Annotated in this window: 11 protein-coding genes and 3 tRNA genes; 9 read left to right on the top strand and 5 right to left on the bottom strand. The window is 71.3% G+C overall.

Translation table 11 applies throughout. The features are described 5' to 3' along the window. Positions 1–135: 135 nt before the first annotated feature. The 3 genes from ACFVDM_RS04375 to ACFVDM_RS04365 all read left to right on the top strand — a co-directional run bounded on the left by ACFVDM_RS04375 (position 136) and on the right by ACFVDM_RS04365 (position 4,744). Complete coding sequence (locus tag ACFVDM_RS04375) at positions 136–1,395, top strand: NAD(P)/FAD-dependent oxidoreductase (protein WP_383632991.1); 1,260 nt, start codon at positions 136–138, stop codon at positions 1,393–1,395. A 116-nt stretch (positions 1,396–1,511) separates the two neighbouring features. Further along, positions 1,512–3,422 (top strand): DNA primase, encoded by a 1,911-nt coding sequence (dnaG, locus tag ACFVDM_RS04370; protein WP_383632988.1) that lies wholly within the window; start codon positions 1,512–1,514, stop codon positions 3,420–3,422. Between the two features lie 161 nt (positions 3,423–3,583). After that, entirely contained in the window at positions 3,584–4,744 is a 1,161-nt protein-coding gene (locus ACFVDM_RS04365) for an RNA polymerase sigma factor (protein ID WP_383632985.1), read from the top strand. A 69-nt stretch (positions 4,745–4,813) separates the two neighbouring features. On the opposite strand, the gene ACFVDM_RS04360 is transcribed toward ACFVDM_RS04365, so the two are convergent. The 4 genes from ACFVDM_RS04360 to ACFVDM_RS04345 all read right to left on the bottom strand — a co-directional run bounded on the left by ACFVDM_RS04360 (position 4,814) and on the right by ACFVDM_RS04345 (position 10,465). Continuing rightward, entirely contained in the window at positions 4,814–6,745 is a 1,932-nt protein-coding gene (locus ACFVDM_RS04360; protein WP_383632982.1) for an ABC transporter ATP-binding protein, read from the bottom strand. Continuing rightward, on the bottom strand, positions 6,745–8,478 hold the full coding sequence (locus ACFVDM_RS04355) for an ABC transporter ATP-binding protein (protein ID WP_383632979.1): 1,734 nt from the start codon (positions 8,476–8,478) through the stop codon (positions 6,745–6,747). The genes ACFVDM_RS04360 and ACFVDM_RS04355 overlap by 1 nt, the downstream gene beginning before the upstream one ends. A gap of 174 nt (positions 8,479–8,652) precedes the next feature. After that, positions 8,653–10,098 (bottom strand): FGGY family carbohydrate kinase, encoded by a 1,446-nt coding sequence (locus ACFVDM_RS04350; RefSeq protein WP_383632976.1) that lies wholly within the window; start codon positions 10,096–10,098, stop codon positions 8,653–8,655. 67 nt (positions 10,099–10,165) lie between these two features. Beyond that, on the bottom strand, positions 10,166–10,465 hold the full coding sequence (locus tag ACFVDM_RS04345; RefSeq protein ID WP_383633538.1) for a YtxH domain-containing protein: 300 nt from the start codon (positions 10,463–10,465) through the stop codon (positions 10,166–10,168). 192 nt (positions 10,466–10,657) lie between these two features. Between ACFVDM_RS04345 and ACFVDM_RS04340 the strand changes: the two genes are divergently transcribed. The 6 genes from ACFVDM_RS04340 to ACFVDM_RS04315 all read left to right on the top strand — a co-directional run bounded on the left by ACFVDM_RS04340 (position 10,658) and on the right by ACFVDM_RS04315 (position 13,528). Beyond that, a tRNA-Asn gene (locus ACFVDM_RS04340) sits at positions 10,658–10,730 on the top strand. Between the two features lie 5 nt (positions 10,731–10,735). Beyond that, positions 10,736–10,808 (top strand) — tRNA-Asn (locus ACFVDM_RS04335). A gap of 166 nt (positions 10,809–10,974) precedes the next feature. After that, a tRNA-Ile gene (locus tag ACFVDM_RS04330) sits at positions 10,975–11,048 on the top strand. Positions 11,049–11,406: 358 nt separating this feature from the next. Next, on the top strand, positions 11,407–11,640 hold the full coding sequence (locus ACFVDM_RS04325; RefSeq protein ID WP_383632973.1) for a type II toxin-antitoxin system VapB family antitoxin: 234 nt from the start codon (positions 11,407–11,409) through the stop codon (positions 11,638–11,640). After that, positions 11,637–12,044: a PIN domain-containing protein gene (locus ACFVDM_RS04320; protein WP_383632970.1), complete on the top strand. Its 408-nt coding sequence runs from the start codon at positions 11,637–11,639 to the stop codon at positions 12,042–12,044. Before ACFVDM_RS04325 ends, ACFVDM_RS04320 begins: the two co-directional genes overlap by 4 nt. Positions 12,045–12,235: 191 nt before the next feature. Further along, positions 12,236–13,528 (top strand): MFS transporter, encoded by a 1,293-nt coding sequence (locus ACFVDM_RS04315; RefSeq protein WP_383632967.1) that lies wholly within the window; start codon positions 12,236–12,238, stop codon positions 13,526–13,528. A 54-nt stretch (positions 13,529–13,582) separates the two neighbouring features. On the opposite strand, the gene ACFVDM_RS04310 is transcribed toward ACFVDM_RS04315, so the two are convergent. Next, positions 13,583–14,380 carry a VOC family protein gene (locus ACFVDM_RS04310; RefSeq protein WP_383632965.1) on the bottom strand — a complete coding sequence of 266 codons (798 nt, stop codon included), beginning with the start codon at positions 14,378–14,380 and terminating at the stop codon, positions 13,583–13,585. Positions 14,381–14,422 lie beyond the last annotated feature (42 nt).

The raw sequence follows: 14,422 nt of genomic DNA, 5'->3' as shown, positions 1-14,422 counted from the left end.
GGCCGGCGAAGGGGGCCGGCGGATCCGCGGCGACCACTGGGCGTGACCTGATCGGGCCACACCCCCTTTCGCCCTTACGCTGCGTGCGGGACGCTCGCAGTTGGCGCCGCGCAGCAAGCACCGAGGAGGCATCAAGTGGTCGACGCACATCGGACGTTCGTGATCGTGGGCGGAGGGCTGGCCGGGGCGAAGGCCGCCGAGACGCTCCGGGCGGAGGGATTCAGCGGCCGGGTCATCCTGATCGGCGACGAGCGGGACCACCCCTACGAACGCCCGCCGCTGTCCAAGGGCTACCTCGCCGGGAAGGAGGACCGCGACAGCGTCTTCGTCCACGAGACCGGCTGGTACGCGGGGGCCGAGGTCGAACTGCACCTCGGCCAGCCGGTCACCGCACTGAACCGGGAGGCCCGCTCCGTGGAGCTGGGCGACGGCACCGTCGTCCGCTACGACAAGCTGCTCCTGGCCACCGGCGCGGAACCGCGCCGCCTCGACATCCCCGGCACGGATCTGGCCGGCGTCCACCATCTGCGCCGCCTCGCCCACGCCGACCGGCTGCGCCACGTGCTGGCCGCCCTCGGCCGCGACAACGGGCACCTGGTGATCGCCGGGGCCGGCTGGATCGGCCTGGAGGTCGCGGCGGCCGCCCGGGGCTACGGCGCCGAGGTCACCGTCGTCGAACCGGAACCGACCCCGCTGCACCGCGTCATCGGACCCGAACTCGGCCAGATCTTCACCGAGCTCCACAGCGACCACGGCGTCCGCTTCCACTTCGGCGGCCGGCTCACCGAGATCGTCGGCCAGGACGGCATGGTCCTCGCGGTCCGCACCGACGACGGCGAGGAGCACCCCGCCCACGACGTCCTCGCCGCGATCGGCGCCGCCCCGCGCGCCGCGCTCGCCGAGGCCGCGGGCCTGGCCGTCGCCCCGCGCGAACAGGGCGGCGGCATCGCCGTGGACGCCTCGCTGCGCACCAGCGACCCGCACATCTACGCCGCCGGCGACGTCGCCAACGTGGCCCATCCGCTGCTCGGCTCCCGGCTCCGGGTCGAGCACTGGGCCAACGCGCTGAACAGCGGCCCGGCGGCGGCCCGCGCCATGCTCGGCCAGGAGGTCTCCTACGACCGGGTGCCGTACTTCTTCTCCGACCAGTACGACCTCGGCCTGGAGTACTCCGGCTGGGCCCCGCCCGGCTCCTACGACCAGGTGGTGATCCGGGGCGACGCCGGAAAGCGCGAGTTCATCGCGTTCTGGCTGAAGGACCGCAAGGTGCTCGCCGGGATGAACGTGAACGTGTGGGACGTCACCGAGCCGGTCCAGCAGCTGATCAGGGCGGGCAACCCGGTCGACCCGGACGCCCTGGCCGCCCCCTCGGTGCCCCTGGAATCACTGGTCTGAGCCGGTCCCGCCCCGGTCCCGCGCCCCGCCCGCGCCCCGGCCGGCGGGGGCGGGGCCCGGACCGGATCGCACCCGGCCGCGGCCGGACTGTCCGCCCCCACCCGTAGACTTCACTCGTGGCAGGCAGGATCAATGACGACGATGTGAAGGCGGTGCGGGACGCGGTCCCGATCGACGCCGTCGTGTCCGAGTACCTCCAGCTGCGCAACGCGGGCGGGGGCAACCTCAAGGGGCTGTGCCCCTTCCACGACGAGAAGTCCCCCTCCTTCCAGGTCAGTCCGAGCAAGGGTCTCTTCCACTGCTTCGGCTGCCAGGAGGGCGGCGACACGATCGCCTTCGTCCAGAAGATCGACCACCTCACGTTCGCCGAGGTCGTCGAGCGGCTGGCCGCCAAGGCCGGCATCACCCTGCGGTACGAGGAGGGCGGGTACAACCCCTCCCACCAGCGCGGCGAGCGGATCCGCCTGGTCGAGGCGCACAAGGCGGCCGCCGCGTTCTACGTGCAGCAGCTGGAGAGCCCCGAGGCCGAGATCGGCCGGAAGTTCCTCGCCGAGCGCGGCTTCGACCAGACCGCCGCCGCCCATTTCGGCATCGGCTACAGCCCGGCCGGCTGGGACCACCTCACCCGCTTCCTGCGCGGCAAGGGCTTCACCGACCGCGAGCTGATCACCTCCGGCCTCTCCCAGGACGGCCGGCGCGGCCCCATCGACCGCTTCCGCGGCCGCCTGATGTGGCCCATCAGCGACACCTCCGGCGACATCGTCGGCTTCGGCGCCCGCAAGCTGCGCGACGACGACAACGGACCGAAGTACCTCAACACCCCCGAGACCCCGATCTACAAGAAGTCCCAGGTGCTCTACGGCATCGACCTGGCCAAGAAGGACATCGCCAAGTCCAGCCGGGCCGTCGTCGTCGAGGGCTACACCGACGTGATGGCCTGCCACCTCGCCGGGATCACCACCGCCATCGCCACCTGCGGCACCGCCTTCGGCGGCGACCACATCAAGATCCTGCGCCGGCTCCTCATGGACAACGGCAGCGCCCGCGTGATCTTCACCTTCGACGGGGACGCGGCCGGCCAGAAGGCCGCCCTGCGCGCCTTCGAGGACGACCAGAAGTTCGCCGCCGAGACCTACATCGCGATCGCCCCGGACAACATGGACCCGTGCGACCTGCGCCTGGTCAAGGGCGACGACGCCGTCCGCGACCTGGTCGAGCCGCGCACCCCGCTCTTCGAGTTCGCCCTGCGCCAGATCGTCGCCCGCTACGACCTGGAGACCCCGGCCGGCCGCGCCGCCGCGCTGGACGAGGCCGCCCCCGTCGTCGCCAAGATCAAGACGGGCAGCATGCAGCGCGAGGTCGCCGTCCAGCTGGCCGGCCTCGTCGGCATCCTGGACCAGGAGTACGTGGTCCACCGGGTCAACCAGCTCGCCCAGTGGGCCCGGGGCCGCGGCGGCGACCGGCGCGGCCCCGGCCCGTCCGGCGGCCGCGGCACCCCGCGCCACCAGGAGGCACCCGCCCCGGTGGCCCACTCCGGCCCCGCGCTCAACCTCCGCAGCCCCGCCCACCGCACCGAGCGCGAGCTGCTCAAGCTCGCCCTGCAGAAGCCCGAGCTGGTCTCGCCCGCCTTCGACGCCTACGGGGCCGACGAGTTCACCGCCCCGCCCTACGCCTCCGTGCGCCAGTGCGTCGCGGAGGCCGGCGGCGCCGAGACGGGCCTCGCCGACAACCGCGAATACCTGGTCCGGGTGCTCGACGCGACCCCCAACGAATCGGTCCGCAAGCTGATCACGGAGCTGGCCGTCGAGGTCTTCCACGGCAAGTCCATCGACGAGGCCTACGCGGGCGAGCACCTGGTCAAGGTCCGGCTGCGCGCCGTCGACCGCCGCATCGCCGACGTCCAGGGCAGCCTGGCCCGCCTCGGCAGCAACGTCGCCCCGGACCACCTGGCCGCCGCGCAGAACGAGGTCTGGGTCCTCCAGCAGTACGCCCAGTCGCTGCGCAGCCACGGCGCCGACGCGCTCTGACGGCCCGCCCCGCCCCCAGAAAGTGCCCGCACGCCCCTCGTGGTGGCTGTGTGTCGTACCCCACACTGGGGAGCGGTGCAGGAGTCATCGGAACGCGGCCGGCCCACCGAGCGGTGGCCCCCGTCCCGCGGGCCGGCAGCGATCACCTGGAGGTCGCCCCCGTGCAGACCCGGACCGTGACCGAAACCGGGCATGTCCCGGCCGTCCCCGCGCAGAACCGGGCCGCGCGTCACCCCGAGGCCGCGGTGGACCCGCCGCCGGTCCCGCCCGCCCGGCCGGACCCGGCCGCGCCGCAGGCCGCCGAGCCGCCCGACCCGGGCCCTCAGGAGGCCGCCGAACCGCCCGAGGCCGCCATGGAGGACTCCCGGCTCCCCGAACCGCCGGAGCCCCGCGCCCGCCCGGACACCGGCGGACCCACCTCCGACCTGTTCCGCCAGTACCTGCGCGAGATCGGCCGCATCCCGCTGCTCACCGCCGCCGACGAGGTGGAACTGGCCCGCCGTGTCGAGGCCGGCCTCTTCGCCGAGGAACGCCTGGCCCGCACCCCGGACCCCGACACCCGCCTCGCGGTCGACCTGGACCGGCTCGTCGTCATGGGCCGGATGGCCAAGCGCCGCCTCATCGAGGCCAATCTCCGCCTCGTCGTCTCCGTCGCCAAACGCTACGTCGGACGCGGGCTGACCATGCTCGACCTGGTCCAGGAGGGCAATCTCGGTCTGATCCGGGCGGTCGAGAAGTTCGACTACGCCCGCGGCTACAAGTTCTCCACGTACGCCACCTGGTGGATCCGCCAGGCCATGTCCCGCGCCCTCGCCGACCAGGCCCGGACCATACGGGTCCCCGTCCACGTCGTCGAACTCATCAACCGCGTCGTCCGCGTCCAGCGCCGGATGCTCCAGGAACACGGCTGCGAACCGACGGCCGAGGAGGTCGCCGCCCAGCTCGACCTCACCCCGGAACGCGTCGGCGAGGTACTGCGGCTGGCCCAGGAACCCATCTCCCTGCACGCACCGGTGGGGGAGGAGGACGATGTCTCCCTGGGCGATCTGATCGAGGACGGCGACGCCGCCTCCCCGGTGGAGTCCGCGGCCTTCCTGCTGCTGCGGGAGCACCTGGAGGCGGTGCTCTCCACCCTGGGCGAGCGCGAGCGCAAGGTCGTCCAGCTGCGCTACGGGCTGGCCGACGGCCGCCCGCGCACCCTGGAGGAGATCGGCCGCATCTTCGGCGTGACCCGCGAGCGCATCCGCCAGATCGAGTCCAAGACCCTCTCCAGACTCCGCGACCACGCCTTCGCGGACCAGCTCCGCGGCTACCTGGACTGACGCGCCGTCCCCGACGCGCGAACCCCGGCAGCCGCGGAGGAGGCCCGGACCACTGCCGGACCACACGCCCTACTCGACCTCGACGACCGCCTGGGCGAACTGCGCCGCGTACAGCCGCGCGTAGGCCCCCCGCGCCTCCAGCAGCTCGTCGTGCGTTCCCTGCTCGACGATCGAGCCGTTCTCCATCACCAGGATGACGTCGGCGTCCCGGATCGTGGAGAGGCGGTGGGCGATCACGAAGCTGGTGCGGCCGTGCGCGAGCCGCGCCATCGCCTTCTGGATCAGCACCTCGGTCCGGGTGTCGACCGAGCTGGTCGCCTCGTCGAGGACGAGTATCACCGGGTCGGACAGGAACGCCCGCGCGATGGTGATGAGCTGCTTCTCGCCCGCGCTGACGCCCGAGCCCTCGTCGTCGATCACCGTGTCGTAGCCCAGCGGCAGGGTCCGGACGAAACGGTCGGCGTGGGCCGCCCGCGCCGCCTCCTCGATCCGCTCCCGGCCGACGTCGCCCGGCGCCCCGTAGGCGATGTTCTCCGCGATGGTCCCGCCGAACAGCCAGGTGTCCTGGAGGACCATGCCGATCCCGGCCCGCAGGTCGTCGCGGGACATCGACGCGATGTCGACCCCGTCGAGCGTGATGCGCCCGCCGGTCACCTCGTAGAACCGCATCAGCAGATTGACCAGCGTTGTCTTGCCGGCCCCGGTCGGGCCGACGATCGCCACCGTGTGGCCCGGCTCGACGCTCAGCGACAGGTCCTCGATGAGCGGCTTCTCCGGGTCGTAGCGGAACGACACCTTCTCCAGCGAGACATGGCCGCGCAGCTCCTCCGGGTGGGCGGCGTCCGCCTTCGCGGGGTCGGGGCTCTGCTCCTCGGCGTCCAGCAGCTCGAAGATCCGCTCGGCCGACGCCACCCCGGACTGCACCAGGTTCGCCATCGAGGCCACCTGGGTCAGCGGCATGGAGAACTGCCGGGAGTACTGGATGAACGCCTGCACATCACCGATCGACAGCGCGCCGGAGGCGACCCGCAGCCCGCCGACCACGGCGATCAGCACATAGTTCAGGTTCGACACGAACATCATCAGCGGCTGCATGATCCCGCTGTTGAACTGCGCCTTGAACCCGGCCTCGTACAGCGCCTCGTTCTGCTCGGCGAAGTCCCGCGCGGACTCCGCCTGGCGCCCGAAGACCTTCACCAGGGTGTGGCCGGTGTACATCTCCTCGATGTGGGCGTTGAGCTTGCCCGTCACCTTCCACTGCTGGACGAACTGCGGCTGCGAGCGCTTGCCGACCTTCGTCGCGACGACCACCGACAGCGGCACCGTCACCAGGGCGACCAGCGCCAGCAGCGGCGAGATCCAGAACATCATCACGAGCACGCCGACGATGGTCAGCAGCGAGTTGATGAGCTGGCCCATCGTCTGCTGCATCGTCTGCGAGATGTTGTCGATGTCGTTGGTCGCACGGCTCAGCACCTCGCCGCGCTTCTGCCGGTCGAAGTACGACAGCGGCAGCCGCGCCAGCTTGGTCTGGATGTCCTCGCGCAGTTGGAAGACGACCCGGTTGATCACCCGGATCGACAGCCGCGTCGCCACCAGCATCAGCAGCCCCGCGCCGACGTACACGGCCAGCGCCATCAGCAGCACCCGGCCGATGGCGTCGAAGTCCATGCCCTGGCCGGGGACGAAGTCCACCGAGGACAGCATGTCCGCCAGACCGCTGTTGGTCCGGCGGATGCCCTCGACGGCCTGCTCCTTGGTCGCCCCCGGGTCCATCCGCCCGCCGACGATCCCGGCGAACACCAGGTCGGTGGCCCTGCCGAGGATCTTCGGGCCGACCACGGAGAGCGCCACGCTCACCGCGACGGCCGCCAGCATCAGATACAGGGTCGACTTCTCCGCCGCGAAGCGCTTCAGCAGCCGCTTCGAGGACCCCTTGAAGTCCATGGACCGCTGGGTCGGCGCCCCGCCCGCCATCATGCGTCCGCCAGGCCCGGCCATTACGCGGCCTCCGCTTCCGTCAGCTGGGAGAGGACGATCTCCCGGTAGGTCTCATTGCCTTCCATCAGCTCGTGGTGGCTGCCGGTGCCGACGACGCGGCCCTCGTCCAGCACCACGATCCGGTCGGCGTCGCGGATGGTGGACACCCGCTGCGCGACGATCACCACCGTCGCCCCCGCCGTCTCCCGCTGGAGCGCCGCGCGCAGCGCCGCGTCCGTGGCGTAGTCCAGCGCCGAGAACGAGTCGTCGAACAGATAGATCTCCGGCCGCTGCACCAGCGTCCGGGCGATCGAGAGCCGCTGGCGCTGTCCGCCGGAGACGTTCGTGCCGCCCTGCGCGATCGGGGCGTCGAGACCGTGCTCCAGGCCCTCGACGAACTCCTTGGCCTGCGCGATCTCCAGCGCGCGCCACAGTTCCTCGTCGGTGGCGTCCGGATTCCCGTACCGCAGGTTCGTGGCGACCGTCCCGGAGAAGAGGTACGGCTTCTGCGGGACCAGGCTCACGGTCTTCGCCAGCAGCGCCGGGTCCAGGGTCCGTACGTCCGTGCCGTCGACCAGCACCTGGCCGTCCGTCACGTCGAAGAGCCGGGGGACCAGTCCGAGCAGCGTGGACTTGCCGCTGCCGGTCGACCCGATGATCGCGGTCGTCTCACCGGCCCGCGCGACGACGTCGATCGAGCGCAGCACCGGCTCCTCGGCGCCCGGGTAGCGGAAGTCCGCCCCGCGCAGCTCCAGATGCCCCCGGGCGCGCAGCTCCGTCACCGGGTCCACCGGCGGCACCACGCTGGACTCGGTCTCCAGGACCTCCTGGATGCGCTCGGCGCAGACCTCGGCGCGCGGCACCATCATGAACATGAAGGTGGCCATCATCACCGACATCACGATCTGCATGAGGTACGAGAGGAACGCGGTGAGCGCCCCGATCTCCATCCCGCCGCTCTCGATGCGGTGCGCGCCGAACCAGACGACGGCGATCGACGACACGTTCACGACCGTCATCACGGTCGGGAACATCAGTGCCATCAGCCGGCCCGTGGACAGCGCCACGTCCGTCAGCTCGGTGTTGGCCCCCCGGAAGCGCTCCTCCTCGTAGCCGTCGCGGACGAAGGCGCGGATGACGCGGTTGCCGGTGATCTGCTCGCGCAGCACCCGGTTGACCGTGTCGAGCCGCTCCTGCATCAGACGGAACAGCGGGCGCATCTTCCGCACGATGAGGCTCACCGCGATGCCGAGCACCGGCACCACGGCGAGGAGCACGGCGGAGAGCGGGACGTCCTGGCCGAGCGCCATGACGACGCCGCCGACGCACATGATCGGCGCCGACACCATCAGCGTGAACGTCATCAGGGCCAGCATCTGGATCTGCTGGACGTCGTTGGTGGTCCGGGTGATCAGCGAAGGGGCCCCGAACCGGCCGACCTCGCGGGCCGAGAAGGACTGCACCCGGTCGAAGACCCCCGCCCGGATGTCACGGCCGAGCGCCGACGCCGTACGGGCACCGATGTAGACGGCTCCGATGTTGCAGACGACCTGGGCGATGCTGACGACGATCATCACGCCGCCGTAGCTCAGGATGTAGCCCGTGTCGCCCTGGACGACACCGTTGTCGATGATGTCGGCGTTGAGTGTCGGCAGATAGAGCGTGGCGCAGGTCTGCAGCAACTGGAAGACGACCAGCAGCGCGATCGGTTTCTGGTACGGACCGAGATGGGCCCGCAGGATTTTTATGAGCACGCGTGTCTCTCGGAGTCGGCGTAGGTCGGGAGTCGACCCATCTTCGAGCACCGGACACCGGGACAGCGAACGTTTTTATTCAAGTCCAGGTCAAAATACGGACCGGGTCCACAATTTTCGCGGCCAGGCTCACCGGGGGTCCCGCGCACGTCACCATGCGTAGGACCCCACCCCTCAGCCCGCCGGGTCGAACGCCCCCGGGTGGATCTGGTCCCGCGTCGCCGCGTACTGCTGGCGCACCGCCTGCCCCACCGGCAGCTCGTCACCCGGCTCCAGCACCTGCGCCGCCGCCTCCCGCCACACCGGAGGCGTCCGCGCGTCCAGCGCGCCCTGCGAGACGCCCAGCGCCCAGGCCGCCTGCCGGGCCGCACCCAGCGCCGCGTACTGGGCCGGCTGCGGTACGACGATCTGCGTGCCGAGCAGCGCGGGGGCCAAGGCCCGGACGGCGGGCAGCTCGGCCGCGGCACCCAGCAGGAAGACCCGGCGCACCTCGACGCCCCGGTCGCGCAGCACGCCCAGGGCGTCGGCCAGCGAACAGAGCATGCCCTCGAAGGCGGCCCGCGCCAGGTGCTCCGGCTTCATGGACTCGCGCCGCAGCCCGCACAGCGTGCCGGCGGTGTGCGGCAGATCCGGGGTGCGCTCGCCCTCCAGATACGGCAGGAGCACCAGCCCCGAGGAGCCGGGCGTCGACTTCAGGGCCAGCTCCGACAACTCGTCGAGCCCGGCGAGCCCCAGCATCTCGGCCGTGCCGCGCAGCGCCCGCACCGCGTTCGAGGTGTGGACGACCGGAAGGTGCATACCGGTGGCGTCGGCGAAGGAGGTGATCATCCCGGTCGGATCGGCGAGCGCCTCGTGGTGCACGGCCATCACCGAGCCCGAGGCCCCCAGCGACACCACCGCGTCACCGACCCCGACCCCGAGCCCGAACGCGGCGGCCATCGTCTCGCCGGTCCCCGCCGAGATCAGCAGCCCCTCGGGCGTCGTCCCGGCCGCGTCGGCCGGGCCGAGCACCTCGGGGAGCGCCGCCAGCCGCCCCAGCGCCAGCTCCACCAGATCGGGCCGGTAGGCCGCCTCGCGCGCCGACCAGTACCCCGTACCGGAGGCGGCCCCCCGGTCGGTGGTCCGCCGGGCCGGCCGCCCCAGCAACTGCCACACCAGCCAGTCGTGGGGCTGGAGCACCGCGGCGACCCGCTGCGCCAGCTCCGGCTCGGTCCGGGCCAGCCAGCGCAGCTTCGCCACCGGCTGCGCGGCCTGCGGCACCGCCCCGACCGCCTCGGCCCAGGCCTGCCGCCCGCCCAGCCCGTCGACCAGGTCCGCGGCGGCCACCTGGGCGCGCTTGTCGTTGCCGAGCAGCGCCGGACGCACCAGATTGCCCTGGTGGTCCAGCGGCACGAGCCCGTGCTGCTGTGCGGCGACCCCGATGGCCTGCACCCCTTCGAGGAGCCCGCCGGTGGCGGCCTCACCGAGGGAGAGCAGCCAGGCCTGCGGGTCGACCTCGGCGGCCTTCGGATCGACGGGATGCGCGGCGTACCCCTCGCGCAGCACGGCGCCCGTGTCCGTATCGCAGACCACGATGTGAGTGAAGGCGGATGAACTGTCCAAGCCGGCGACTATCCCCATGCACAGAATTCTGCCGCACCAGCGGCGGTTTCCCGTACCGATGGTGCGGCAGACGTGGCGCCGCGGCTCAGGTGTTCGTCGTCCCCCAGTCGTCCTCCAGGTCCCCGCCCCGCCCGCGCAGCGACCGCACCCGGTCCGCCACCGACGCCGGAACCTTCTCCCCGACCTTCTCGCCCACCGCGTGGTACGCCTTCCCCGCGAACTCGCGACCGCTCTGGGCCGCCGTCTCGCAGGTGTTGCGCACGGCCGGGTTCTGGGCGAACTGGCGCGCGGACTTCTTCAGCTGCTCGTAACGCTCGCGCCCGGCCCGCGTGCCGAGCACGTAACCGAGCGCCACTCCGGCGATGAACGTGAGCCGGTACCGCATGGCTGCCACCCTTCCTTCGCTCCGTCTTCGCTCCGTGCGACGTGTGCTGCTCCGCCTACCCGCGGGCGCCCGAGATCACCCCGGGCGATACCGATTGGCAAAGCACCCCCCTGCTTGCGCTAATGTATGTGTCGCAGCGAACGCGCGCCGCCCGGCAGCAGCCAGGCAGGTACGTTCGAGGCAACGCAGCAATCCCCTGTAGCTCAATTGGCAGAGCAGCCGGCTGTTAACCGGCAGGTTACTGGTTCGAGTCCAGTCGGGGGAGCGCGATCCCCTGTAGCTCAATTGGCAGAGCATTCGGCTGTTAACCGGAGGGTTACTGGTTCGAGTCCAGTCGGGGGAGCGGATCGGAAGAGGACCCTCCGGGGTCCTTTTTCGTATGCCCGGAACCGGGCGTCGAGCAGCGCCGTCTTCAAGGTCACGAGTACCCGGGCACCCGGAGCGAGAGATCGTATGACCGGCTATGCTGCGGCAGACGGAGCGCACACATGTACGCGCCACGCCGAAACGGGGCGGTAGCTCAGCCGGTTAGAGCAGCGGACTCATAATCCGTCGGCCGTGGGTTCGAGTCCCACCCGCCCCACCCAGCTTCCCCAGGCAGAATCGTTCTGACCTGGGGTATCGCATTTTCCGGAGATGTTTCCGGGTGCGGCGATCGCCTCCGGGGTGTGGTGAACGCGGGCCCTCGTAGGCCGAAGATGTTCTCTGGATGGCTGTGGCCTGGCGTTTTGTGGCGACGCCCCCGTGGGGCCGTCGTGGAACGGCCCCGCGACCGTTGAGGGGGTGTCGCGCTCCGTTCGACCCGCCCCGCATCGGTGTGACAGCACCCCCTCCGCACCCCCTCCGCACTCCCTCTGTGCCGTGCGTCGGCGCCCGCGAATGTTGGTGACGTATCATGTTTATGTACATCGTGGACTTGTAGAGGTGGAGGGGTGGTCGGTATGTCTGTGACCCAGGTCGATCTCGATGACGACGCTCTGGCCGAGGCGATGCGGCTCATGGGTGCGTCGACGAAGAAGGAGACGGTCAACGGAGCTCTGCGGGACTATGTGGCACGCGTCAAGCGGCTGGAGGCCGCCGAGAAGCTTGCGGCGCGAGGTGAGCGGGGCGAGTTCGAGGCTGCGGCTGCGGCGCATGCGGCGGCCAAGCGTGCACGGCAGGCAGCCTTCGAGTGATCACGTACCTCCTCGATACGTCCGCCCTGTGGTACCTCTTCCGGACCCCGGGCGCGTTGCGGCTCTGGGAAGGCCACATCGCCGCCGGCGTGTTCCATGTCTGTGAACCCACGAAGACGGAGTTCCTCTATTCGGCCACTGGCCCGGCGCATCGGGACGACTTGGTCGAAGAGCTGGATGATCTCTGTCATCTCTCGCCGGTCCCCAAGAACGCCTGGCGCTGGGTCGACACCGCTCAGTACAAGCTCACCCAGCGGGCGCAGCACCGCGCCGCCGGAGCCATCGACCTCGTGGTGTGCGCGACAGCGGTCCATCACGGGCACACGGTGCTCCACGTGGACGACGACTTCGCCACGGTGGCGGCGGTCCTCAAGGAACTGCAGCAGCGAGACGTACGCGGCTGATTCGTCGCACCCAGTCCACCGGAACCGGCCACGTCCCGTCCGTTCGGCATCACGACGAGCAGCCACGTGGACGTTGCTGGAGACGTGGGCAGATCCGGTTCGCCTTACCGGCCCGGCACTTCGACGACGCCCCCGCTCCGGCGGGGGTCTCCTCGTTCCGGAGGCTTCGTGGCCGGTCGATACCATCCGCTGTGACCGAATCCCTGACCGAACCCGCGGAAGCGGCCGGCGAGCCGGCTCCGCGGCGTCGGATATTTGCCGATCTGACGCCCCTGCGGATCTCGCCGGACTACCGGCGGCTGTGGTTCGGGAACACGGTGTCGTGGGTGGGGCAGGGGATGACCTCGCTGGCGGTGTCGTTGCAGGTGTACGACCTGACGGGGTCGGCGTTCTCGGTGGGGCTGATCGGGTTCTGTTCGCTGGTGCCGCTGGTGGTGTTCGGGCTGTACGGCGGGGCGATCGCGGACACGGTGGACCGGCGGAAGCTGGGGCTGGTGAGCGCGGCCGGGTCGTTCCTGCTGTCGGTGGGGCTGTTCGGGGTCACCGTGGCCGGGGTGGAGGCGGTGGGGCTGCTGTACGGGGTCGTGGCGCTCCAGGCGGTCTGCTTCGCGCTGAACTCACCGGCCCGCAGCTCGATGATCGCGCGGCTGCTGCCGGCCGAGCAGCTGCCCGCGGCGAACGCGCTGTCCTCGATGACCAGTACGACGGGGATGCTGCTGGGGCCGATGCTCGGCGGGCTGGTCGTCGGCTGGTGGGGGTACCGGGCCGCGTACGGGGTCGACGCCGTCACCTTCACGGCCTCGCTGTACGCGATGTGGCGGCTGCCCGCGATGCTGCCCGAGCGGGGCGCGGGGGAGACGGGGGCGGTCAAGCGCGCCTCGGTCCTGGACGGGCTGCGCTTTCTGGGCACGCGGCCCAATCTGCGGATGACGTTCTTCACCGACCTGTGCGCGATGGTGCTCGCCCACCCCCGCGCCCTGTTCCCCGTCGTCGCCGGACTCTGGTACGGGGGCGACGCGAAGACCACCGGGCTGCTGGTCGCGGCCCCGGCGCTCGGGGCGCTCCTGGGCGGGGTGTTCTCCGGCTGGCTCGGGCGGATCCGGCGGCACGGGCGGGCGGTGCTCTTCGCCGTGGCGAGCTGGGGCGCCGCCGTCGCCGCCTTCGGGCTGACCCGGCAGCTCTGGCTCGGGCTCGTCTTCCTGGCGCTCGCGGGTGCCTCGGACACCACCTCGATGGTCTTCCGGAACACCATGCTCCAGGCCGCCGTGCCGGACGAGATGCGCGGCCGGCTCCAGGGCGTGTTCATCGTCGTGGTGGCGGGCGGCCCGAGGCTCGGCGACTTCATCGCCGGGTCCGTCGCGGACCTGGCCTCCCCGGGCTGGGCCGTCACCGGAGGCGGGATCGCGTGCGTCCTCGCCGTGGGGCTGCTGGCGCTGCGATGGCCCGGGTTCGCGCGCTACGACGCGCGCGCCCCCGAGGCCTGAGCCGCGGCCGGGGGCGCGGTCCCGCGCCTGTCCGGGAGCGGGGAACGGAAAGCGTCAGGACACGTCCGTGAGCGTCGGCATGTCGCCGCCCGTCGTCGTACCGTCGATCAGCGAGAACGGGGCGCCCTGAGGGTCGGTCAGGGCGGCGAACCGGCCGAACGGGATGGTGAGCGGGCCGAAGCGGAGCGTCGCCCCTAGGGACTGCGCCTTCGCCACCGCCGCGTCGCAGTCGTCCACAGTGAAGTACACGTTCAGATACGGCGGCACCTCCGGCGGGAAGTCCTCCGTCATCTTCATCCGGCCGAGGACCGGGTCGGCGCCCAGGTCGTACAGGGTGAAGTCGACGGCGTCGTCCTCCATGCGCTTGACGCCGTACCCGAAGACGGCCGGGAAGAAGGCGTCGGCCTTCTCCGGCTCCCGGGTGAAGATCTCGGCCCAGCTGTACGCGCCGGGGACGTTGCGGGCCTCGAAGCCCTGGTGGCTGCCGGGCTGCCAGACGCCGAAGACGGCGCCGCCGGGGTCGCTCGCCACCACCATCGTGCCGAACTCCCCGACCTGCATCGGTTCCACCAGGACCGTGCCGCCGTGCTCGCGGATCCTCGCGGCGGTGGCCGCGGCGTCCGGCGAGGCGAGGTACAGGCACCACGCCGACGGAACGTCGTGGCCCGGAGGCGGCGGCATCAGCGCGGCGACCGCCTTGCCGTCCGCGAACGCCTGCGTGTAGTTGCCGTACTCGGGCGACGATTCGCCGTACGTCCAGCCCAGCAGCTCACCGTAGAAGTGCTTGGCGGCGTCGAGGTCGGCGAACGTCGCGTCGGCCCAGCACGGTGTGCCCTCCGGCTCTGCGGCCATGACCGGTCATCTCCTCAGTCGGTGGATGGCCCCCTCGCCACG

This window comes from Streptomyces sp. NPDC057682, assembly GCF_042799575.1.
Taxonomy (GTDB): Bacteria; Actinomycetota; Actinomycetes; order Streptomycetales; family Streptomycetaceae; genus Streptomyces.
This window is presented reverse-complemented; position numbering and strand designations above follow the sequence as displayed.